Genomic DNA, 20638 nt, shown 5'->3' on the forward strand with positions numbered 1-20638 from the left:
GCCGACCGGGATGCGAGGAGGACTACTCGCCCGTGAGGGCGCGGTACTCGTCGAGCGTGAGGAGCTTCGGCAGCGACGCGGCGGTCACCTTGATGAGCCAGCCCTCGCCGAACGGATCGCTGTTGACCAGTTCGGGCGAGTCGACCACGGCCTGGTTCGACTCGACGACCTCACCGTCCACGGGCGCGAACAGCTCGCCGACCGACTTGGTCGACTCGATCTCGCCGACGACCGTGCCGGTCGTGATCGCGGTGCCCGCCGAGGGCAGGTCGACGTAGACGACGTCGCCGAGCTTCTCGGCGGCGTAGTCGGTGATGCCGATGGTGACGGTCTCGCCGTCGACCTTCACCCACTCGTGCTCCTCGGTGTACTGCAGGTCGGTGCGGTCGGTCATGGCGTGCTCCTCGTGGTCTCGGGCGGTGCGGATTGCGGTGCGGTCGGGGGCGCGGTCAGGCGCGCTTGTAGAAGGGCAGGGGCGTCACGGATGCCGCGATGCGCGTGCCGCGGACGTCGACGAACAGCTGCGAGCCGGGCTCGGCGGCATCCGGGGCCACGAACGCCATCGCGACCGGGTGGCCGAGCGTGGGCGAGAGGGCACCGGAGGTGACCTCGCCGACCCGGCGCGCGCCGTCGCCGTCGCCGTCGTAGACCTCGTAGCCGGCGCGCGGCGCGCGACGGCCCTCCGCGGTCAGGCCGACGAGCACGGGCGCGCCGTCGGCCGGGCCCTGCTCGATCGCGGCGCGGCCGACGAAGTCGCCGTCCTTCGAGAGCGCGACCACGCGGCCGAGGCCCGCCTGCACCGGCAGGATGTCGCGCGTGAGCTCGTGTCCGTAGAGCGGCATGCCGGCCTCGAGGCGCAGGGTGTCGCGGCTCGCGAGGCCGCACGGCACGACCCGCGGGCCGCCGGTCTCCCGGAGGGCCTCCCACAGCCGCGCAGCGCGGTCGGGCGCAAGGTAGAGCTCGAAGCCGTCCTCGCCCGTATACCCGGTGCGCGCGACGAGGACGGGCTCGCCCTCGAACTCGGCGGCGAGCGCGCGGTAGTACTTCAGGGCCGCGACGGCGGCGTCGAAGTCCTCGTCGTCGTTGCCGGGACCCTGGATCCCGAAGCCCTCCGTCTGCTGCAGCACCTCGAGTGCGTCGGGGCCCTGCAGCGCGATGAGCGCGATGTCGTCGGACTCGTCGAACACCTCGCAGTCGAACGGCGAGGTGCGGTTCCGGAGCTCCTCGACCACGACCTCGCGGTTCGACGCGTTCGCGACCACCATGTAGCGGTCTTCGCCGGTGCGGTACACGACGAGGTCGTCGACGACCCCGCCGTCGCGGGCGAGCAGGAGCGAGTACTTGGCCTGTCCCTCGGCGATGGCCGAGAGCTTTCCGGCGAGCGCGTAGTCGAGCGCGTCGGCGGCCTCCGGGCCGACCACGAGGATCTCGCCCATGTGCGACAGGTCGAACAGGCCCGCGTGCTCGCGCACCGCGCGGTGCTCGGCCAGGTCGCTCGAGTAGCGCACGGGCATCTGCCAGCCGGCGAAGTCGGTGAAGGACGCGCCCGCGGCGCGGTGCACCTCGTCGAGGGGGCTGCGTCGTTCGGTGGCGGTGCCGGGGTCGGTGGTGCCGGTTGCGTCGGTCACGAGTTCTCCATATCGCGCGATGGCGCGGCGATGCGCCGCTCGAGAACTCCCCCTCTGTCATGGGCCTGAGAGCTTCGCGCGCCCCGGGGAGCTTGCTTTCACCTTCGGCGGCCCGCACGGGTGCGGGGATCTCGAGACGCGTCGCCTGCGGCGGCGCTGCTCGATCTGCTCCGCGCTCCGCGCGGAGCACTTTTCAGAGTGGCCTGGTCATCGCGGTGATGCGACCTGAGAGATTGGCGGGGAGGCTTGCTCCTTCGGTGCCGGCTGGTCTCGTCGTGACGGGACTGCCGGCTCTCCCGCGATGCGTGGACGGCCCGATGTGCGGTTGTCGTCGCAGTCTACAACGCCCCTCCGTCCCCCGCGCCCGCGCGCCCCACTCTCGCCCTCTCCCTCTCTCCCTCTTCCTCTCTCCCTCTCTCCCCCTCTCCCTCTCTTTCCCTCTCCCTATCTCCCTCTCACCTCAGCTCTCCACCCCTCTGCGCAGACTCCGCATTCCACCACCCCTGACCGGATCCGTGGCGTGGTCGACTGCGGACTCTGGACCACCGACGGTCGAGCATGTGGACAGACTCACCCGTCTCCGGCGCGAGCGGGCACGCTGAGCGGATGCCGCATCCCGCACCGTTGCCCGAGCCCCTCTCGTCGGAGCCCGCGTTCGGGGTCCGTCACGCGGTCGGGCTCGGCGCGTCGCGGCGTCGGCTTGAGGCATCCGATCTGCGGACGCCGTACCGAGGAGCGCGGCTGCGGGTCGACGCACCCGAGTCGGTGGCCGCATTCGCCGCCGCGTACGCCGCTCGGATGCCGGCCACCCAGTTCTTCAGCCACAGCACGGCCGCGATCCTCAACGGCGTGCCCCTGCCGGCCGCGATCGAGGACGACCGGCTGCTGCACGTCTCGGTACTCGCCGGCGACGCGCAGCCCCGGGTCGCCGGCGTGATCGGCCATCAGCTCGAAGCGGCACGGACGCACGTCGTCCGGGTCGGGGGCGTCCGCATGACCGATGCCGCGACCACGTGGTGCCAACTCGCGCGGCTCCTGGGCCTGGAGGACCTCGTGGCGGTCGGCGACCACCTCATCACGGTGCGGAGGCTCGACTCAGGCCGTCGGAGTGCGTTCTCCTCTGTTCCCGCGCTCACGGCGGCGGCCGCCGCCCACCGCCGCACGACTGGAGTCGGCCTGTTGCGCGAGGCGCTCCCCCTGCTGCGACCCGGGCCGCTCTCACGTCGTGAGTCGCTGCTTCGCGTCCGCGTCGTGCAGGCGGGCCTGCCCGAGCCCGTCGTGGCGTACCGCGTGGTCGAGCGGGCGCTGAACGGGTACGAGCCGACCGTCGACCTCGCCTACCCCGAGTACCGCGTCGCGCTGGAGTACGAGGGCGACCACCACCGGGCGCCACTGCAGTTCCGGCGCGACATCGCGCGGTACGAGCGGCTGCAGGACGCCGGCTGGATCGTGGTCCGCTTCACCGCAGACGACGTTCCGGACCGCCCGGGCGCGGCGTCGCAGCGGACCGTGGCGCGCATCGCCGCCCGTCTCCGCTCGCGCGGATGGGCTCCATGACCCGCACTGCCGCAGGCTCCGCAGTCCACCACGTGGGACCCGCGGCCAGGGGTGGTGGAGTGCGGAGTCTGCGCCGCGAGCAGCCGGGCGTCACGCGATTGGCGTTCGTGTCAGGGTGACTGTAAGCTGTTGGGAGGACTTCGCGTCATCCTGACACGAAGACCGAGAGAAAGGGGGACGGATGCCGCAGCACCACGCGCAGGCGCGCCTGGCCGTGTCGACGGTCATCTTCGCCCTCTCCCCGGAGACCGACGGCGACGGCGTGGAGCGCCCGAGCCTCCGAGTCCCCCTCGTGCGCCGCCTGCGCGAGCCCGGCTTGGGCCGATGGGCCCTGCCCGGCGGCTGGCTGCCCGTGCACGAGTCGCTCGATGCCGCCGCCGGTCGCACCCTCGCCGAGACCACGGGGCTCTCCCCGCGGTACCTCGAGCAGCTCTACACCTTCGGCGACCCCGACCGCTCCCCCGGTGAGCGCGTCGTCTCGGTCGTGTACTGGGCGCTCGTGCACTCCGACGAGGTCGAGCGCGCCGTCTCCGACGAGAACGTCCGCTGGTTCGACGAGGACGACCTCCCCGACCTGGCGTTCGACCACGACGCGATCATCGACTACGCGCTCCGCCGACTGCGCACCAAGCTCGAGTACTCGGGCATCGCCCATGCGCTCCTGGGCGAGACGTTCACCATGGCCGAGCTCCGCGGCGTGCACGAGGCCGTGCTCCGCAAGCGACTCGACCCGGCGAACTTCCGCCGCACCATGGAGGCCTCCGGCACGCTCGTCGACACCGGCGAGCGCCTCTCCGGGACGCGCCACCGGCCGCCCGCCCTGTACCGCTTCGATCCCGCCCACTCGGCCGCGGCGTCGCCCTCGCCGGCGCTCGCGGCGACGCCGCCCGCGACATCCGCCACCCCGCCCTCGACCGCACGGCCCGGCACGCGCAGCAAGGACACGCCATGAGCACCACCATCCCCGTCACCACGGCCGAGGCCGGGCGCAGCATCCGCGACGCCGCATCCGTCGACCGCAGCATCCGCCTCATCACGACCGGCACGTCGCGCGGCGAGACCTGCGCGCCCGAGCTCGCGAAGGGCCCCTGGGAGTTCGACCGGGGTCCCGCGGGCTACGGTCCCGGATCCTCGATGGGCGACGTGATCCCGGCGGGTGCGCCGCGCCAGGGGTCGCTGCCGGCCGAGTACCGCGAGGCGGGCCCCGCCCAGCTCGACGAGCGCATCCGTGCCGCGAAGGCGACGCTCGGCGACCGCGTCGTCGTCCTCGGGCACTTCTACCAGCGCGACGAGGTCGTGCAGCACGCCGACTTCACGGGCGACTCGTTCCAGCTCGCGAACGCCGCCAAGTCCAAGCCGGAGGCCGAGGCGATCGTGTTCTGCGGCGTGCACTTCATGGCCGAGACCGCCGACATGCTCTCGCGTCCCGAGCAGGCGGTCATCCTCCCGAACCTGGCCGCGGGCTGCTCGATGGCCGACATGGCCGACACGTCGAGCGTCGAGGAGTGCTGGGAGCAGCTCGAGGAGGTCTACGGCGACCTGACCGCGACCGACGGGGAGGGTCGCGTGCCCGTGATCCCCGTCACGTACATGAACTCGTCGGCCGCGCTCAAGGGCTTCGTCGGCCGCAACGGCGGCATCGTCTGCACGTCGTCGAACGCGACGACCGTGCTCGAGTGGGCGTTCGCGCGCGGCCGGCGCGTGCTGTTCTTCCCCGACCAGCACCTCGGCCGCAACACCGCGAAGGCCATGGGGGTGCCGCTCGAGGCGATGCCGATGTGGAACCCGCGGAAGCCGCTCGGCGGCAGCACCGCCGCCGAGCTCGAGGACGCCCGCGTCATCCTGTGGCACGGCTTCTGCTCGGTGCACAAGCGCTTCACGGTCGAGCAGATCGAGCAGGCGCGCCGCGAGCACCCGGGCGTGCAGGTCATCGTGCACCCCGAGTGCCCGATGCCGGTCGTCGATGCGGCGGATGCCGCGGGGTCGACCGACTTCATCGTGAAGGCCATCCAGGCGGCGCCCGCCGGGTCCACCTTCGCGATCGGCACCGAGATCAATCTCGTGCAGCGGCTCGCCGCCGAGCACCCCGAGCACACGATCTTCTGCCTCGACCCGGTCGTGTGTCCGTGCTCGACGATGTACCGCATCCACCCGGGCTACCTCGCGTGGGTGCTCGAGGAGCTCGTCGCGGGCCGGGTCGTGAACCGCATCGAGGTGGCCGACGATGTCGCCGAGCCCGCCCGGGTCGCCCTCGAGCGCATGCTCGCGGCCAAGCCGCCGGCCTCCGCCACCGTGCCCGCGGGGTCCACCATCGCCGCGGCGACGGATGCCGCGGCCGCATCCGTCGGGGCGTGACATGACCCGCGTCGTGGTCGTCGGCTCCGGCATCGCCGGGCTGTGGACCGCCATCCGCGCCGCCGAGGCGGGCTGCGACGTCACCGTCGTCACGAAGGCAGCGCTCGGCGAGGGCGCGACCGCGTGGGCGCAGGGTGGCATCGCGGCCGCGGTCTTCGCGGGCGATGCCCCGGGACGGCACGCCGCGGACACGATCGCGGCCGGCGCGGGCCTCGCCGACCCGCACGCCGTTCGCGTGCTGACCGAGGAGGGAGCGGCGCGCATCCGCGACCTCATCCGCTTCGGCGTCGCATTCGATCGCGACGAGTCCGGCCTCGCCCGCGGCCTGGAGGCGGCGCATTCCCGTGCGCGCATCCTCCACGCGGGAGGGGACGCCACGGGCGCCGCCATCCAGGCGGCACTGGTCGAGACGATCCGCCGGCGCGGGGTCCGCGTGCTCGAGCAGACGACGCTCGTCGACCTCGTCGCCGAGGCGGGATCGGTGGTCGGCATCCGCGTGATCTGGGCCGGGCCGGGCCACGGGACCCCGACCGACCTCCGCGCCGACGCCGTCGTCCTGGCGACGGGCGGCGTGGGATGCCTGTACCGGCATACGACCAACCCCGACGTCGCGACGGGGGACGGCGTGGCTGCGGCGGCGCGCGCGGGGGCCGAGCTCCGCGACCTGGAGTTCGTGCAGTTCCACCCGACCGCGCTCGCCGTGCCCGGCACGCCGCTCGTCTCCGAGGCCGTCCGCGGCGAGGGTGCGGTGATCCGCGACGCGGCCGGCCGGCGCTTCCTCCTCGACGTCGACCCGCGAGCCGAGCTCGCGCCGCGCGACGTGGTCGCCCGGGCCGTGTGGCGGCGGATGGCCGAGCAGGACGGCGAACCCGTCGTGCTCGATGCGTCGAACCTCGGCGCCGAGCGGCTCGCCGCCCGCTTCCCGGGGATCGACGCCGCATGTCGACGCGCCGGCTTCGACTGGTCGCGCGAGCCGGTGCCGGTCGTGCCGGCCGCCCACTACGCCATGGGCGGGATCGCGACCGACCTCGACGGGCGCACGAGCCTGCCCGGCCTGTGGGCGGTCGGCGAGGCGGCCCGCACGGGCGTGCACGGCGCCAACCGGCTCGCGTCCAACTCCCTGCTCGAGGGCGCGGTGTTCGCCGAGCGCGCCGCGCGCGACCTCGCCGCCTCGGGTGCCGCGGGGGCGGACCGCCCGTGGCCCGGCGACGCGGGCCGCCCCGTCGTCGGCCCCCTGGGACGACGCGGCGCGGCGCCCGCGGGCGCGGCGCCGCGATCCTCCGAGGTCGCGCACGTCCGTCCCGGCCGGGTCGGCGCCGGCGTCGTCGACCGAGGCGAGCTGCAGCAGCTCATGTGGGACCACGTCGGCCTCGAGCGCGACGCCGACGGGCTCGCCGCGGCATCCGCCCGGCTCGACGGATGGCGCGCGCCCGAGGTCGTCGACCGCCGCACGGCCGAGGACCGGAACCTGCTCGAGCTCGCCCGCCTCACGGTGGCGTCGGCGCTCGCCCGCACGACGAGCGTCGGCGCGCACACGCGTCGCGACGCCGCATCCGTCGCCGACACCGAACGAGAGGCCGCCTGATGACCGAGTTCCGCGAGATCGAGCGGGTCGTGCTCATGGCCCTCGACGAGGACGCCCCCTGGGGCGACCTCACGGGCGAGACGCTGATCCCGGCGACGGCCACCGCCACGGCCGAGCTCGTCGCGCGCGAAGCCGGCGTGCTCAGCGGCGTGCGCGTGGTCGAGGCGGCCTTCCGCCTCGTCGACCCGGCCATCGACGTCGAGCTGCGCGCCGGCGACGGCGACCGGTTCGCCGCGGGCGACGTGCTCGCGCGCGTGCACGGGCCCGCCCGAGGCATCCTTCGAGCCGAGCGCGTCGCGCTCAACCTGGTGCAGCGGATGTCGGGGGTGGCGACCCTCACGGCCCGGTACGTCGAGGCCGTCGCGGGGACCCGCGCCCGCATCGTCGACACGCGCAAGACCACGCCGGGCCTGCGCAGCCTCGAGCGACAGGCGGTGCGCGACGGCGGGGGACGCAACCACCGGCGCTCGCTCTCCGACGCCGTCATGGCCAAGGACAACCACCTCGCCGTCCTGACCGCCGGCGGCGCCGACGTCGCGACGGCGCTCCGCGAGGCCCGCGGGCGGATGCCGCACACGGCCCACCTCGAGGTCGAGGTCGACCGCCTCGACCAGGTCGAGGCGGTGCTCGCGGGCGGAGCCGACACGGTCATGCTCGACAATTTCTCCCTCGACGACCTGCGCGCGGGCGTGGAGCTCATCGCGGGCCGGGCCGTCGTCGAGGCGTCCGGCGGCGTGAGCCTCGACACGGTCGGGGCGATCGCGGCGACCGGGGTCGACGTCATCTCGGTGGGCGCGCTCACGCACTCGGCCCGCGCGGTCGACCTCGGGCTCGACATGGCCGTCCACCCGGCCGGCACGGCGTCGACGGATGCCGCGTCCGTCTCGGGGTCGCCATGATCTTCGCCGACCACGCCGCCACCACGCCCGTGCGCCGCGAGGCGCTCGAGGCCATGTGGCCCTACCTGACCGGCGCATTCGGCAATCCGTCGAGCCGGCACGGATTCGGCGACGAGGCCGCCCGTGCCCTCGCCCGGGCGCGCGGCGAGGTCGCGGCCGTCGTGGGCAGCCGGCCGGGCGACGTGGTGTTCACGTCGGGCGGCACCGAGGCCGACAACCTCGCGCTCAAGGGACTGGCGCTGGCGAACCCGCGCGGGCGTCACGTCGTCGTCTCGCCGGTCGAGCACGAGGCGGTCCTCGAGTCGGCCGACGCACTGCGCCGCCTGCACGGCTTCGAGGTGTCCGAGGTCGCGGTCGACGCCACGGGCATGGTCTCCCCCGAGGCGCTCGAGCGGGTCATCCGCCCCGACACCGCGCTCGTCTCGGTGCAGCTGGCCAACAACGAGGTCGGCACGGTGAACCCGATCGCCGAGCTCGCCCGCATCGCGCACGGCGCCGGCGCGCTCATGCACGCCGATGCCGTGCAGGCCGCAGGGTGGCTGCCGCTCTCGCTCGATGCGCTCGCGGTCGACGCGATGTCGCTCGCCGGGCACAAGGTCGGCGCACCCAAGGGCACCGGCGCGCTGGTCGTGCGCGGGCGGCTCCCGCTCGAGCCCGTCCTGCACGGCGGCGGCCAGGAACGCGGCCGCCGGTCGGGAACCGAGAACGTCGCGGGGGCCGTGGCCTTCGCGACGGCGCTGCGGCTCGCCGAGTCCGAGCGGCCGGATGCCGCTGCGCGCGTCGCCGCGCTCACGGAGCGCTTCCGCGACCTCGTCGCCTCGTCGGTCCCGGACGCCGTGCCGACGGGCCACGCGACGCGGCGACTTCCCGGCACCGCCTCGTACGTGTTCCCGGGGACCGCCGGCGAGGCCGTGCTGCTCGAGCTCGAGCGACGCGACGTGGTCGTCTCCAGCGGGTCGGCGTGCGCTGCGGGCAGCGACGAGCCCTCGCACGTGCTGACCGCGATGGGCCTGGACCCGGACCTCGCGCGCACGGCCGTGCGCTTCTCGTTCGGCTCGGACGCCGCCTCCGACGACGTCGAGTTCGCGGCGACCGCGCTCGCGGACGCCGTGTCGGCGGTGCGCGCTATCGTGCGCTGACCGGCCCGGCACGGGAGGTCGCGAGGAATATTCACGCGCATGCTTCCCCTCGAACGGGAATACCACGCGGCGGACGGGTGGTTTCACCTCGCGTTCGCCGCTGCGCACGCGCTCCGTCATGGCCGGCGACGACGAGACGACGATACGAACGAGGACGCACGTGACCGAACGCACCGCACCCCAGACCGACTCGATCACGCTGCCACCACGCGACGACGCGCCGTTCGACGCCGCGACGGCCCCCGATCGGGCGGCCGATCGGGGCGCGGCCGCCGAAGGGCCGCGCGACACGCGCGTGATCTGGCTGCTGCTGGCCGCGACCTTCGTCGTGTTCCTCAACGAGACGATCATGAGCGTCGCGATCCCCGAGCTCGTCGTCGACCTCGGCGTGACGCTGACGGCCGCGCAGTGGCTCACGACCGCGTTCATGCTGACGATGGCCGTCGTGATCCCGATCACCGGCTTCCTGCTCCAGCGCTTCCCCACGAGACCCGTGTTCGGGACGGCCATGAGCCTGTTCTCCGCGGGGACGCTCCTCGCCGCGCTCGCCCCGGGGTTCGAGGTGCTGCTGGCGGCCCGCATCGTCCAGGCGACGGGCACGGCGATCATGATGCCGCTGCTCATGACCACGCTCATGACCCTCGTCCCGCCGTCCGACCGGGGGCGCTTCATGGGCCGCGTCTCGATCGTCATGTCGGTGGCGCCCGCGGTGGGGCCGGCGATCTCCGGACTGATCCTGAACTCGCTCGGCTGGCGCTACATGTTCTGGCTCGTGCTGCCCATCGCGCTCGCGATGCTCGTCATCGGGCTCCGCCGGGTGACCAACGTCGGCGAGACGCGCGTGTTCCCCATCGACGTGGTCTCGGTCGTGCTCTCGGCGATCGGCTTCGGCGGCCTCGTCTTCGGGCTCAGCCTGGTCGGCGGCGTGGTGAGCGGCCGCTCCCCCGCCGACGCCCTGCCGATGTGGGCGTCGCTCGTGATCGGCGCACTCGGCATCCTCGTCTTCATCCTGCGGCAGGTCCGCCTGCAGCGGGTCGATCGCGCACTGCTCGACCTGCGCACCTTCCGGACGCGGAACTTCGCCGTGTCCATCGCGATGATGGCGGTGATGATGGCCGCCCTGTTCGGCACGATCATCCTCCTGCCCATCTACCTGCAGGACGTGCTCGGGCTCGAGCCGCTCGCGACCGGGCTGCTCGTGCTGCCGGGCGGGCTCGTCATGGGGCTGCTCGGGCCCACCGTCGGCCGCCTGTACGACCGGCTCGGTCCGACGCCGCTCCTCGTGCCGGGCAGCGTCGTGGTGAGCGGCGTCCTCTGGTCGCTCACGCTCGTCACGGAGTCGACCCCGCCGTGGATGGTGCTCATCGCGCACGTCACGCTGTCGACGGCGCTCGCCTTCATGTTCACGCCGCTCTTCACGAGCGCCCTCGGCTCGGTCGAGCCGCGCCTGTACTCGCACGGCTCGGCGATCGTCGGCACCCTGCAGCAGGTCGCGGGGGCGGCGGGCACGGCGATGTTCATCACGGTGATGACGGCGACGGCGGCGACCGCCGAGGCCGCCGGCACGGCCGCCGTCGCCGCGCAGGCGGCCGGAGTGCGCAACGCGTTCCTCGTCGGCGCGATCGTGTCGGTCTTCGCGATCGTCGGCGCCACGCTGGTCCGCCGGCCCGCCGATATGGCGGGCGCCCCCGCAGCGCACTGAACAGCGACCCACGCGACGAACGCGCGGCGCCCGCCCCTCCGGGGATCGGGCGCCGCGCGTCTCAGTCGGTGCGGGTGGCGGCCGGTCAGCCGCAGTCGGGTCGGCAGGTGCGCTGCGAGATCGCGTCGACCAGCACGGTGCCCAGGTCCTCGGGCTCGGCGGCCGAGTAGGCGCCGCCCTTGGTGGCCTTGGCGATCTTCTGCATGGCCTGGAGGTCGGTGTCCGGTCCGAACCCGATCATGATCACCGGAACCGGCTTGTTCGGGTCGTCCATCGTCGCGAGCTCGGCGAGCAGCTGGTCGAGGCTGATGCCGTTCTGGTCCTCGTTCCTGCCGTCGGTGATGACGAGGACCGAGTTGACCTTCTCGGGGTCGTAGGTCTCGCGGACCCGCTTCACGGCGTCCAGCGTGGTGTCGTAGAGGCCGGTGGCGCCGCCCAGCCGCGAGGGCAGGGACTGGATGATGCCGGCGATGCGCTGCGTGTGCGCCGCGTCGGCGAGCGGGGCGATCGGCGCGACGTCCTCGTAGTCGAGGTTACCGTTGCGCGCCGTCGAGAAGAGCCAGACGCCGAGCTCGGCCTCTCCGGAGAACTTCTGGACCGCGCCCATGGCGGCCTGCTGGAACACGTCGATGCGGCGCAGGCCGTTCGCGGCCGGGTCCTGCATCGAGCCGGACACGTCGATCACCGCGAGCATGCGGCCGCGCATGGTCAGCACGCCCCAGGCCCGGAGGATCTCGATCTGGGCGGCGCCGTCGAGCTCGCTCTGCGCGGGCGGCGCGGTCGCGGCGACGCCGCGCGATTCGAGCTCGCCGCTTCCGTCGGGCGCACGGAAGCCCGCCTCGGCGAAGTGGTCGCCGGCCTTCGACAGCGCCGCCCGGAAGGCGTCGAGGTTCTCGGTGCGCTCATCGGCCATGCGGACGAAGGGGTAGTCGAGCGCGACGGTGCCCTCCGTGGGATAGGCCGCGACGAGCGGCTCGGCCGAGTCGTCGGCGTTGTGCGCCACGACGCGCGCCTCGCTCGTCAGCGTGATCACGGGCGTGGCGGACGAGGTGACGGTGGCCATCGCCGCATCCGGCGACGCGGGGATCGACTTGCTCAGGGCGATCATCGCGCCCGCGAACTGGCGCGGGTCGTCGGGCGAGGACTGCCCCTTGAGCGCGTACAGGCTCGCGAGGCTCGCCGCCGACGCCTCGGGGTCGGGCAGCAGCGCGGGCAGCTGGCCGTTCAGCACGCGGGCCCAGCTCACGGGCTCCTTCGCGAGCTCCTCGGCGTCGGCGGCGGCGGCCGCGAAGACGATGGGCGACGAGGCGATCGAGTCGCCCACCTCGAGGACCGGCGCCCCGAGGCCGAGCGACGTCGCGGTGGCGCGCGTCCGGTCGATCCAGACCGTGGAATCCGGGATCCAGACCTCGGCGTCGGACGTGCCGGCGGCCACCGAGGCGGCCGTGTCGGCCGAGTCCTGGGCCCGGACCTCGGTCTCGACGCACCGTTTGGGGTCGGCGTCGAAGTCGGCGGCGAGTTCGGCGACGGACGGGGCGATCGACGTATCGGCGACCACGAGGAGCTGCTCGGGCTCGTCGCACGTCGGCTGGTCGGCCACCGCCAGGAGGGGGTTGAGGTGGCCTCCCACCCAGAGGTAGACGCCGGACGCGACGAGGGCGATGACCGCCACGCCGGCGGCGACGGACAGGATGAATCGGCGGCTCGGCGCCTTCGCCGGAGCCGCGACGCTGTGACGTCCCACGGGGCACTCCAAGCCGAACGGCCGCGCCGCAGGCGCGCCGATCCCAGTCTGAACGGGTTCCCCCGTTCAGGGGGAAGGGTGCTGACAGCATATGCGAACATGAGCGAATGGCGAACTCAGCCGCGAGCGTGCGCCCGAGAGCGGGGACCGGCCGGTGAGCCGCTTCGCCGATCGCCGTGACGCGGGCCGCCGGCTCGCCGCGGCGGTGGCCCTGCTCCCGGCCGACGATGCCGTCGTGCTGGGCCTGCCCCGGGGCGGGGTCCCCGTGGCCGACGAGGTGGCGCGCGCGATCCGGGCGCCGCTCGACGTCCTCGTGGTGCGCAAGCTCGGCCTGCCCGCACGACCGGAGGTCGCGATGGGCGCGGTCGGCGAGGAGGGCGCCGAGGTCGTGAACGAGGACGTCGTCGGGCTCGGCCACGTGACGCCGGAGGAGTTCGCGGCCGTGGAGCGCCGCGAACGCGCGGAGCTCGAGGCGCGCGTGCGACGGTTCCGCGGCGACCGGCCGCCGGTCCCGGTCCGCGGGCGCACCGCCATCGTCGTCGACGACGGGGTGGCGACGGGCGCGACCGCGCGGGTCGCGTGCCGGGTGGCCCGGGCACGTGGGGCGTCCCGGGTCGTGCTGGCGGTCCCCGTGGGATCGCCGCGGGCACTCGAGTCGATCCCGGAGCCCGATGAGATCGTCTGCGTGGAGGCGCCGCCCGGCTTCATGTCGGTGGGCATGCACTACCTCGACTTCCGGCAGACCGGGGACGACGAGGTGTCGGCGATCCTGGATGCAGCCCATCGCCGCGCAGCGGCGGACGGCTCCGGTCCGGGTTGAGCACAGGAGAGCCGACGCGCGCAACCCCTTTCCGGTCGGACGCGAGCCGCGGTTGAGTGGTCGAGCCCGAACGGGAAGGCGGAGCACCGTGGACTTGGACACCAGCACCATCATCTGGATCGTCGTCGGCGTGATCGCACTCATCGCGCTCATCGCCGTCATCGCCTGGGTCGCGACCTCGAACCGACGCCGTGAGCGGCAGGTCGAGGGACGGCGGCAGGAGGCCGCGGAGATGCGGGAACGCGCCGCCGAGGTCGAGGCGGCGGCGCGAGAGCGCGAGGTCCGTGCCGCGAAGACCGATGCCGCCGCGCGCGACGCGGAGGCCAAGGCGGCCGAGGCGCAGCTCGAGGCCGAGCGGCTCGCCCAGCAGAGCCAGGAGCACCGTTCGGACGCCGAGCGGCTGCGGGCCGAGCGCGAGGAGCACGCCCGCGGCGCGGCGGCCGTCGACCCCGACGTCATCGACGGCGAGGACCGGAGCCCGAGCCCGGGCGAGACCCGCCGCTAGGCCGGGCGCGCCGTCCGCGTCGCCGGCCTCAACCGAAGACGTGACGGATGCCGAGGGCCTCGTCGACGCCCGCGTGCACGTCGTCGAGGCGGCATCCGCCGGGACACCGATAGGCGCTCACGGCCAGGCCGGCGTCGCCCATGGTGGGCACCACGGTCACGAGTGCGGCGGCGGTACCGCCGCACTCCGGGCAGGTCAGGCGCGTCCATCGATCGGTCACGTGCGGTTCTCCTCGGGGTCGTCTCCGGGATGGGGGTCGTCGGGATCGGCGTCGTCGCGTAACGCCGCGAGCTCGGCGTCGAGGTCGTCCTCCGCCGTCCATGCCGCGGTGAGCACCGCGCCGGCGTCGTGCGTGAAGTCCATGAGGCGGGTCAGCAGCTCGCGGAGGCTCTGCGCACGCAGGAGCGCGACCTGGTCGAGCTGCGTGAGCGGGGCGATCCCGGCGAGCTGCCACGCGGATGCCACGGGGTCGTCGCTGAGCCCGACGTCGGCGTCCCACGGCAGCTCCACGAACTCGCTCGCTCGCGCGATCGTGCGCCGGACGACCAGTTCGGCCTGCGCCAGGAGTGGAGCGAGGGCGGGATCCCACTCGAGTTCCGGGAGGTCGCGCACGATCGCGGCGGGGTGCGGATCGTCGTCGAGCCATCGGACGACCTCGATGCGACGGCCCCCGCGGGCGAGCACCGCGAGCATGCCGTCCGTCTCGCCGAGCTCGGTGACCTCGGCGACGGTACCGTGGCGGAAGCGTCGCTGGGCCTCGGGACCGGCCGCCTCGCGTCCGCTCTCGATCAGCACGACCCCGAACTCGGCGGGCTCGTCGCCGAGCACGCGGGACATCATCACGAGGTAGCGCTCCTCGAACACGCGCAGCGCGAGCGGCATGTGCGGGAAGAGCACGCTCCCGAGCGGGAACATCGCGAACGGGGCCATGCGCCGAGTGAACCACCGCACGGCTGGGAACGGGTCGCGAATCAGGGGCCTCGCGGCATCCCCTCAGCGCTACTTCAGCAGTCGTGACCGCACGCGGTCGGCGAGCGGTTTGCCGCCGGTCTGGCAGGTGGGGCAGTACTGGAAGGTCGAGTCGTGGAACTCGACCTGGCGCACCGTGTCGCCGCAGACCGGGCACGGTTCGCCGGTGCGCCCGTGCACCCGGAGCCGGCGACGCTTGGCGTCCTTCAGCTCGGCGGCGGGCCGGCCCGACGCCTCGGCGAGGGCCTCGCCGAGCGTCTCGCGCATGGCTTCGTACAGCCGGTGCACCTCGTCGTCGGAGAGCGAGCCGGCGAGCTTGTACGGCGACATCTTCGCGGCGTGCAGGATCTCGTCGGAGTAGGCGTTGCCGATCCCGGCGAGCACGGACTGGTCGCGCAGCAGCCCCTTCACCTGCGTGCGCCGCCCGGCGAGGACGTCAGCGAAGTCGTCGAGCGTGAATCCGTCGGTCATCGGGTCGGGCCCGAGGCGCGCGATGCCCGGGACGTCGCGCGGTTCGCGCACCACGTAGACCGCCAGCGACTTCTTGGTGCCCGCCTCGGTCAGGTCGAACCCGGAGCCGTCGTCGAGCCGGACGCGGAGCGCGATGGGCGACTTGCCGGGGCGCAGCACGGTGGCGGGGACCTCGTCGTACCAGCGGAGCCACCCTGCACGGGCGAGGTGGAACACGAGGTGCAGGCCCGCCTCGCCCTCGCCGCTCGCCGCGGCGCGAGCGATCTCGAGATCGACGAACTTGCCGTGCCGGGCGACCCCCGCGATCGGGCGCCCCTCGATCGCGTGCAGCGGCGGGTCGAACGTCTTCAGCGCCGAGATCGCGGCGACGCGCGCCGAGGCGATCGCGCGGCCGACCGAGCGCTCGCGCAGGAACTGGGCGAGCGCCTCGACCTCGGGCATCTCGGGCATCGCCCCATCGTGTCACCGGTCGCCGGAATCCGCACGGGGTCGACGTCGAGGTGCGGGTCGCGGGAGGCTCGGCGCGGCGACGGTCAGGAGGAGCGGGAGGCCGGCTCCGCGGCATCCGATGCGTCGCCGTCGATCGCCCGCAGCGACTCGACGAGTTCGGGCGTGAGCTGCAGCCCGCGCACCCCGTTCGCCGCCATCATCAGGCGATTGAGCCAGCGCCGGTCGAGGCTCGGGTCCTGGTCGACGTCGTACTGGGCGATGATCGGCATGGTGGGGTTCACCATGACCTCGTCGTGGTGACCGCCGTCGGCGACCCAGCCCACGATGACGGGTTCGCGCACCCGCAGCTTCGCGATGACGACCGCGTGGACGTGGGCGAGCACGTCGTCCGGGAGGTCGATCCGGACGATGCGGCCGAGCATGAGGTTGCCCAAGGTGGTCCTTCCGATGCGGGGGGATCGGTCAGGCCGCCGGTCGCCCGGGCGCTCCCGGGACGCGCGTGGTCGAACGCACGCGGACCGACGGCCTGTCACGGGCTTCGGGACCCGCGCAGATAGTTCTATGCACTCCGGGTGATTCGGGGGAGGGTCTTGACACCGGAGGTTCCGGCATGGCAGCGCGCTTCGGACGACTCCAGGCACCGTATGATCCCGCTGTGGACCCGAACACCGCGCGCACCGTCCTGCGCCTCGACCCCGCCGCCCCGCTCTCGCCCGAGGAGGTCGAGCAGTCGTATGCACGGGAGGCGTGGGAGCGCCATCCGTCCCGTTACCCCGATGCGGAGGGACGGGCGTCGGCCGAGGCGTGGGCCGCCACGCTCGCCGAGGCGCGCGCCGCGTTGCTCGCCGAGGTCCTGCCCCCGGGCGCGGTCGTGCCGCCCGTCGCGACGCCGGCCACGGCGAGCGGGCCCACGACGGATGCCGCGGCGCCGGCTAACCGTCGGCGCGGCCTCCCCGCGGGCGCCGTCATCGGCATCGTCGCGGGTTCGGTCGTGCTCCTCGCGGCCCTGGTCGCGGCGGGCATGGGCGCCGCCGGACTCGCCACGGCCGCGATGGAGCAGGCCCGGGTCGCCTCCGAGCAGTCCCCCGTCGGCCCGGACGACGGCGCCTCGGACGGCGACGCGGGCGAGGGGGCGGCCGACGAGGCCGACGGCTCCACCGACGCGGAGCCGACCGCCGACCCGGGCGTCGAGCGCGTCGAGGCGGACGAGATCGCCTTCACGTTCCCCGCCGCGCTCGAGATGTACTCCGACGGCCGCTACGCGAGTCGGTGCGGCGTCGAGCACGCCGAGGGGTGCTGGGAGTCTGCGCTGCTCCCCGAGTCGGACTGCGCGACCCTCGAGATCGAGCTCGGATTCTCGAACGATGCCGACGTCGCGGCGCCCGCAGAGGAGACGCGCACGCTCACCGAGGGCGACGCGACCGCCGGAGAAGCGCTGCCCGTGGTGTTCGGCAACGACGACTACGACTACGGCTGGATCCAGGACGTGCGCTGCACGTCCTCGCCGGACTGACGGCGCACCCGGCGGCCGCGGCGCCTCACGCCACCGCGTGCGCCGCGTCGAGGAGCGACGTGAGCTCGTCGCGCAGGCGCTCGAGTCGCTCGACCGAGTACCCGAGGCGCTCGACGACCTCGCCGGGCACGCGGAGGGCCTGTTCGCGGAGGGCGGCGCCCTCGCCCGTGAGGGCGATGTCGACCGCGCGCTCGTCGATGGCGCTGCGCGACCGCGTGACCAGGCCCGCCGCCTCGAGGCGCCCGATCAGCGGACTGACGGTCGCCGGCTCGAGGTACAGCCGATCGGCGACCTCGCGGAGTCGCCGGGGGCTGCGTTCCCACAGCGCGAGGAGCACGAGGTACTGGGGGTGCGTGAGCCCGAGCGGGTCGAGCGAGGGACGGTAGAGGCGCACGACCTCGCGGCTCGTCGCCGCCAGCGCGAAGCAGAGCTGTCGGTCCAGCTCGAGCGGATCGGTCATCCCCCAAGAATAGCGAGTACACTAACTGTTCGTGCACGAAGAGAAGCTCCCGAACCCGTGGAAGGACGTCCCGGGGTTCTGGGCGCGCGTCAACCGGTTCCTGTACCCCTTCGCCGGACCGGCCGAGGTCGGCATCGGGCGTCCGGAGGCGCCGTACCGGCCCGCGCCGGACCCGTCGTGTCCGATCTGCGGCGCCCCCATGGCCGCGCACCGCATCGATCGCGGCGACGCGAACACGGCCACGCGCCTGCACTGTCCGGTCCGCGAAGGCCACGCGGCCTGAACCGGGACGGCACGGAGCGACGGCTCCCCCGGCCGATCAGCCGAGCGTCACGCCCCGTGCGGACAGGAACGGCACCGGGTCGATGCGCGTCCCGGCCTGGTACACCTCGAAGTGGAGGTGGCATCCGGTGGACGCACCGGTCGTGCCGGAGTAGCCGATCAGCTGGCCCACCGAGACCGTCTGGCCCACCTTGACCCGTATGCCGCCGTCGACGAGGTGCGCGTAGCCCGTGTCGATGCTCGAGGCATGCGCGATCTTGATGAAGTTGCCGTACGTGCCGACCCAGCCCGCCGTGCTCACCTTGCCCGAGCTCGCGGCGTAGATGGGCGCGTTGCATCCGGTCGCGAGGTCGGTTCCGCCGTGGAACGAGGAGGTGCACCCACCGGACGTGCAGATGGGCTCCCGCGGGCCGAACGAGCTCGTGATGCGGCCGTTCGCGGGCTTCGCCCAGTCCGTGCCGCAGGCCGTGTCCTCGGCGACCGCGTCGCCGACCACGGCGGCGCTGCCGAGGAGCACGCGCGCGGGCGGCGCCATCTCGCGCAGCGCGGTCCACGCCGGGTGCGGGATGCAGGTCGCGCGCGTGAGGTAGAGCGGGGACCCGATCGCGCCCGCGAGCGCCGCGCCGGACAGGGCGTCGGCGAAGTCGCTCCCGGTCGCGAGGAACGCGCTCCCGACGGCCGAGGACGTGCTGCGGAAGACGGCCTCGTTGATGGCCGCGGCGGTGAGGTACCGGTCGGCGCCCTGGTGGCGGAGCACCGTGAAGCCCTCGCCCGCGAGCTGCTTCGCGATCCCCTCGCTGACTGCGCCGGCACTGCCCGCGATGCGGACGGTCTTCACGCCGAGCGCCTTCATCGCCGCGACGGTCGTCTGCCTGGCCGACTGGGCGAGCCCCTCGACGAGGAACACGGGCGCGCCGATCGCCCCCGCTGCCGCGGATGCCGCGAGGGCGTCCGGGAAGTCGGCCCCCGTGGCGACGAACGCCTCGGTGGCGGCGCCGAACGCGTCGTCGACGACGAGCTCGCCGGTCTGGTACCGATCGGTGCCGCCGAGCCGGGTGATCGTCGGGGCCAGGGTCGCGAGCTGGTCGAAGACCGCCTGGCTCACGACCGCGTCGCTGCCCACCACGACGATGCGGGCCGGAGCGAGGCGCACGATCTCCGCGCGCACCACCTCGGGGAGGGCGTCGGTCCTCGTGAGCAGCAGCGGCCCGCCGGACCGCGCCGCAGCAGCGGCCGCCGTGAGCCCGTCGGGGAAGTTCAGCCCGGTCGCGACGTGGAGCACCGGCACGTTGGGGCCGAACCGCTTCGAGATGGCGACCGCCGTCTCGTACCGGTCGGCCCCTGCCAGCCGGTGCACGCCGGTTCCGAAGGCCTGGATGACCGGATCCGCGACCGTCGCGGACATCTCGGTCGACTGCCGGGTCTCGCTGCGGGACGACATCTCGGCGGGGGGTGCGAGGGTCTCCGCAGGGGGCTGCGTCGCGCTGGGCGGGTCCTCCCCTTCGAGCGGCGCCGAGGTCGGCGCCGGGCTCGGCGGCGGCCCGGGCGTCGGCGCCGGCGCGGCGGTGGGCGCGGGATCCGCCGCCGGAGGTGCCGTCGCGACCGACTGCGGTCCGCCGTCGGGGACGAGCTCATCGGCGTGGACGGGAACGGCGGTGCCGAACGCCAGCGCGAGCGCCGCTGCCACCCCCACGATGCCGCGAACGCGGAACGACCGGACCACCATCGCCTCCCCCCGGAGCGAGCTGGCGGCGGAGGGGTCCGCGCCGGCTCGTCATCGCAGTGTAGGCGTCGGCGGGCGAACTGTGAAGTTCATGTTGAACGTTTGTCTTGAACCGATCAGGCTACGCAGCTCCCGCGCCGGATCACGGAAGGCAGCACGGCGTGTCGCGCACGCCGACTCCGGAACCACCGCTCGGCAGGCGGACGGCGGACCGCATGCCGTTTCCGGCATGATCCGTCGCATACGGTGGCCGGATGCTCCGACGACTGGTCTCCCACCTCTACTGGGCCTGCAGCAGGTGGACGCTCGCGGGCGCACCGGCGCCGGATCGACCCTCGGTGCTCATCGGCGCTCCCCACACGTCGAACTGGGACTTCGTCCTCATGCTCGCCATCGCGTGGCGCTACGGCATCGAGATCCGCTGGCTCGGCAAGAAGAGCCTGTTCGGCGGATGGCGCGGGCCGATCATGCGCCGGCTCGGCGGCATCCCCGTCGACCGGGACGACCCCAGCCGGGTCGTCGGCGAGGTCGTGGGGCGCATCCGCGCGGGGGAGGTGTTCGGGCTCGTCGTCACTCCCGACGGCACGCGCGGATCGAACCGGTACTGGAAGTCCGGCTTCTACCGCATCGCCCGCGAGACCGGCATGCCGGTCACGCTCGGGTACGTGGACCGCACGACCATGACCACGGGCCTCGGACCGACCTTCGAGCTCACCGGCGACGTCGCGGCCGACATGGAGCGGATCCGTGCGTTCTACGCGGACAAGTCCGGCCTCCGCCCGCACCTGCGCACCGAGCCCCGCCTCCGCGACGAACGGGGGACGCCGTAGTCCCCG

General features: G+C 73.8%; 21 protein-coding genes and 2 riboswitches. Of the genes, 12 read left to right on the forward strand and 9 right to left on the reverse strand.

The features are described 5' to 3' along the window. Positions 1 to 22 precede the first annotated feature (22 nt). Together gcvH and gcvT are read right to left on the reverse strand one after the other, a co-directional pair. Entirely contained in the window at positions 23 to 394 is a 372-nt protein-coding gene (gene gcvH, locus WBQ80_RS03985) for a glycine cleavage system protein GcvH (RefSeq protein WP_336571169.1), read from the reverse strand. A gap of 55 nt (positions 395 to 449) precedes the next feature. Further along, positions 450 to 1628: a glycine cleavage system aminomethyltransferase GcvT gene (gene gcvT, locus WBQ80_RS03990; RefSeq protein WP_336571168.1), complete on the reverse strand. Its 1179-nt coding sequence runs from the start codon at positions 1626 to 1628 to the stop codon at positions 450 to 452. 44 nt (positions 1629 to 1672) lie between these two features. Continuing rightward, positions 1673 to 1774, reverse strand: a riboswitch (glycine riboswitch). A gap of 57 nt (positions 1775 to 1831) precedes the next feature. Further along, positions 1832 to 1937, reverse strand: a riboswitch (glycine riboswitch). Positions 1938 to 2234: 297 nt separating this feature from the next. Here gcvT and WBQ80_RS03995 point away from each other — a divergent pair. The 7 genes from WBQ80_RS03995 (at position 2235) to WBQ80_RS04025 (ending at position 10865) form a co-directional block, all read left to right on the forward strand. Continuing rightward, complete coding sequence (locus WBQ80_RS03995; protein WP_336571167.1) at positions 2235 to 3185, forward strand: endonuclease domain-containing protein; 951 nt, start codon at positions 2235 to 2237, stop codon at positions 3183 to 3185. 181 nt (positions 3186 to 3366) lie between these two features. Further along, positions 3367 to 4137, forward strand: a complete 771-nt coding sequence (locus WBQ80_RS04000; protein WP_336571166.1) for an NUDIX hydrolase — start codon at positions 3367 to 3369, stop codon at positions 4135 to 4137. After that, positions 4134 to 5540: a quinolinate synthase NadA gene (gene nadA, locus WBQ80_RS04005; protein WP_336571165.1), complete on the forward strand. Its 1407-nt coding sequence runs from the start codon at positions 4134 to 4136 to the stop codon at positions 5538 to 5540. Before WBQ80_RS04000 ends, nadA begins: the two co-directional genes overlap by 4 nt. Before the next feature lies 1 nt (position 5541). Next, positions 5542 to 7125 carry an L-aspartate oxidase gene (gene nadB / locus WBQ80_RS04010; RefSeq protein WP_336571163.1) on the forward strand — a complete coding sequence of 528 codons (1584 nt, stop codon included), beginning with the start codon at positions 5542 to 5544 and terminating at the stop codon, positions 7123 to 7125. Further along, positions 7125 to 8024 (forward strand): carboxylating nicotinate-nucleotide diphosphorylase, encoded by a 900-nt coding sequence (gene nadC, locus WBQ80_RS04015; protein ID WP_336571162.1) that lies wholly within the window; start codon positions 7125 to 7127, stop codon positions 8022 to 8024. The genes nadB and nadC overlap by 1 nt, the downstream gene beginning before the upstream one ends. After that, positions 8021 to 9163 (forward strand): cysteine desulfurase family protein, encoded by a 1143-nt coding sequence (locus tag WBQ80_RS04020; protein WP_336571161.1) that lies wholly within the window; start codon positions 8021 to 8023, stop codon positions 9161 to 9163. The genes nadC and WBQ80_RS04020 overlap by 4 nt, the downstream gene beginning before the upstream one ends. A gap of 118 nt (positions 9164 to 9281) precedes the next feature. After that, positions 9282 to 10865, forward strand: a complete 1584-nt coding sequence (locus WBQ80_RS04025) for an MDR family MFS transporter (protein WP_442892673.1) — start codon at positions 9282 to 9284, stop codon at positions 10863 to 10865. An 85-nt stretch (positions 10866 to 10950) separates the two neighbouring features. On the opposite strand, the gene WBQ80_RS04030 is transcribed toward WBQ80_RS04025, so the two are convergent. Further along, positions 10951 to 12609: a VWA domain-containing protein gene (locus WBQ80_RS04030; protein ID WP_336571160.1), complete on the reverse strand. Its 1659-nt coding sequence runs from the start codon at positions 12607 to 12609 to the stop codon at positions 10951 to 10953. Between the two features lie 154 nt (positions 12610 to 12763). On the opposite strand from WBQ80_RS04030, the gene WBQ80_RS04035 reads away from it, so the two are divergent. Beyond that, on the forward strand, positions 12764 to 13429 hold the full coding sequence (locus WBQ80_RS04035) for a phosphoribosyltransferase (protein ID WP_336571159.1): 666 nt from the start codon (positions 12764 to 12766) through the stop codon (positions 13427 to 13429). Between the two features lie 88 nt (positions 13430 to 13517). Continuing rightward, positions 13518 to 13934: a hypothetical protein gene (locus tag WBQ80_RS04040; RefSeq protein ID WP_336571158.1), complete on the forward strand. Its 417-nt coding sequence runs from the start codon at positions 13518 to 13520 to the stop codon at positions 13932 to 13934. Positions 13935 to 13962: 28 nt separating this feature from the next. On the opposite strand, the gene WBQ80_RS04045 is transcribed toward WBQ80_RS04040, so the two are convergent. From WBQ80_RS04045 to WBQ80_RS04060, 4 genes are all read right to left on the reverse strand, one after another. Beyond that, positions 13963 to 14154 (reverse strand): hypothetical protein, encoded by a 192-nt coding sequence (locus tag WBQ80_RS04045; protein WP_336571157.1) that lies wholly within the window; start codon positions 14152 to 14154, stop codon positions 13963 to 13965. Then, complete coding sequence (locus WBQ80_RS04050; RefSeq protein WP_336571156.1) at positions 14151 to 14864, reverse strand: LON peptidase substrate-binding domain-containing protein; 714 nt, start codon at positions 14862 to 14864, stop codon at positions 14151 to 14153. Before WBQ80_RS04050 ends, WBQ80_RS04045 begins: the two co-directional genes overlap by 4 nt. Positions 14865 to 14933: 69 nt before the next feature. Further along, positions 14934 to 15824 carry an Fpg/Nei family DNA glycosylase gene (locus WBQ80_RS04055; RefSeq protein ID WP_336571154.1) on the reverse strand — a complete coding sequence of 297 codons (891 nt, stop codon included), beginning with the start codon at positions 15822 to 15824 and terminating at the stop codon, positions 14934 to 14936. Positions 15825 to 15907: 83 nt separating this feature from the next. Next, positions 15908 to 16258 carry a DUF7882 family protein gene (locus tag WBQ80_RS04060; protein ID WP_336571153.1) on the reverse strand — a complete coding sequence of 117 codons (351 nt, stop codon included), beginning with the start codon at positions 16256 to 16258 and terminating at the stop codon, positions 15908 to 15910. 221 nt (positions 16259 to 16479) lie between these two features. Between WBQ80_RS04060 and WBQ80_RS04065 the strand changes: the two genes are divergently transcribed. Further along, positions 16480 to 17337 carry a hypothetical protein gene (locus tag WBQ80_RS04065; protein WP_336571152.1) on the forward strand — a complete coding sequence of 286 codons (858 nt, stop codon included), beginning with the start codon at positions 16480 to 16482 and terminating at the stop codon, positions 17335 to 17337. Between the two features lie 25 nt (positions 17338 to 17362). Here the strand turns inward: WBQ80_RS04065 and WBQ80_RS04070 are convergent, their stop codons facing one another. Further along, positions 17363 to 17797 (reverse strand): MarR family winged helix-turn-helix transcriptional regulator, encoded by a 435-nt coding sequence (locus WBQ80_RS04070; protein ID WP_336571150.1) that lies wholly within the window; start codon positions 17795 to 17797, stop codon positions 17363 to 17365. Positions 17798 to 17828: 31 nt separating this feature from the next. On the opposite strand from WBQ80_RS04070, the gene WBQ80_RS04075 reads away from it, so the two are divergent. Continuing rightward, the gene (locus tag WBQ80_RS04075) at positions 17829 to 18080 is read left to right on the forward strand and encodes a hypothetical protein (RefSeq protein WP_336571149.1); all 252 of its coding nucleotides are present in this window, start codon (positions 17829 to 17831) and stop codon (positions 18078 to 18080) included. A gap of 36 nt (positions 18081 to 18116) precedes the next feature. Here the strand turns inward: WBQ80_RS04075 and WBQ80_RS04080 are convergent, their stop codons facing one another. After that, positions 18117 to 19802, reverse strand: a complete 1686-nt coding sequence (locus WBQ80_RS04080; protein WP_336571148.1) for a cell wall-binding repeat-containing protein — start codon at positions 19800 to 19802, stop codon at positions 18117 to 18119. Between the two features lie 254 nt (positions 19803 to 20056). Here WBQ80_RS04080 and WBQ80_RS04085 point away from each other — a divergent pair, with 254 nt between their 5' ends. Next, complete coding sequence (locus tag WBQ80_RS04085; protein ID WP_336571147.1) at positions 20057 to 20632, forward strand: 1-acyl-sn-glycerol-3-phosphate acyltransferase; 576 nt, start codon at positions 20057 to 20059, stop codon at positions 20630 to 20632. Positions 20633 to 20638 lie beyond the last annotated feature (6 nt).

It is taken from the genome of Agromyces sp. CCNWLW213, assembly GCF_037199545.1.
GTDB lineage: Bacteria > Actinomycetota > Actinomycetes > Actinomycetales > Microbacteriaceae > Agromyces.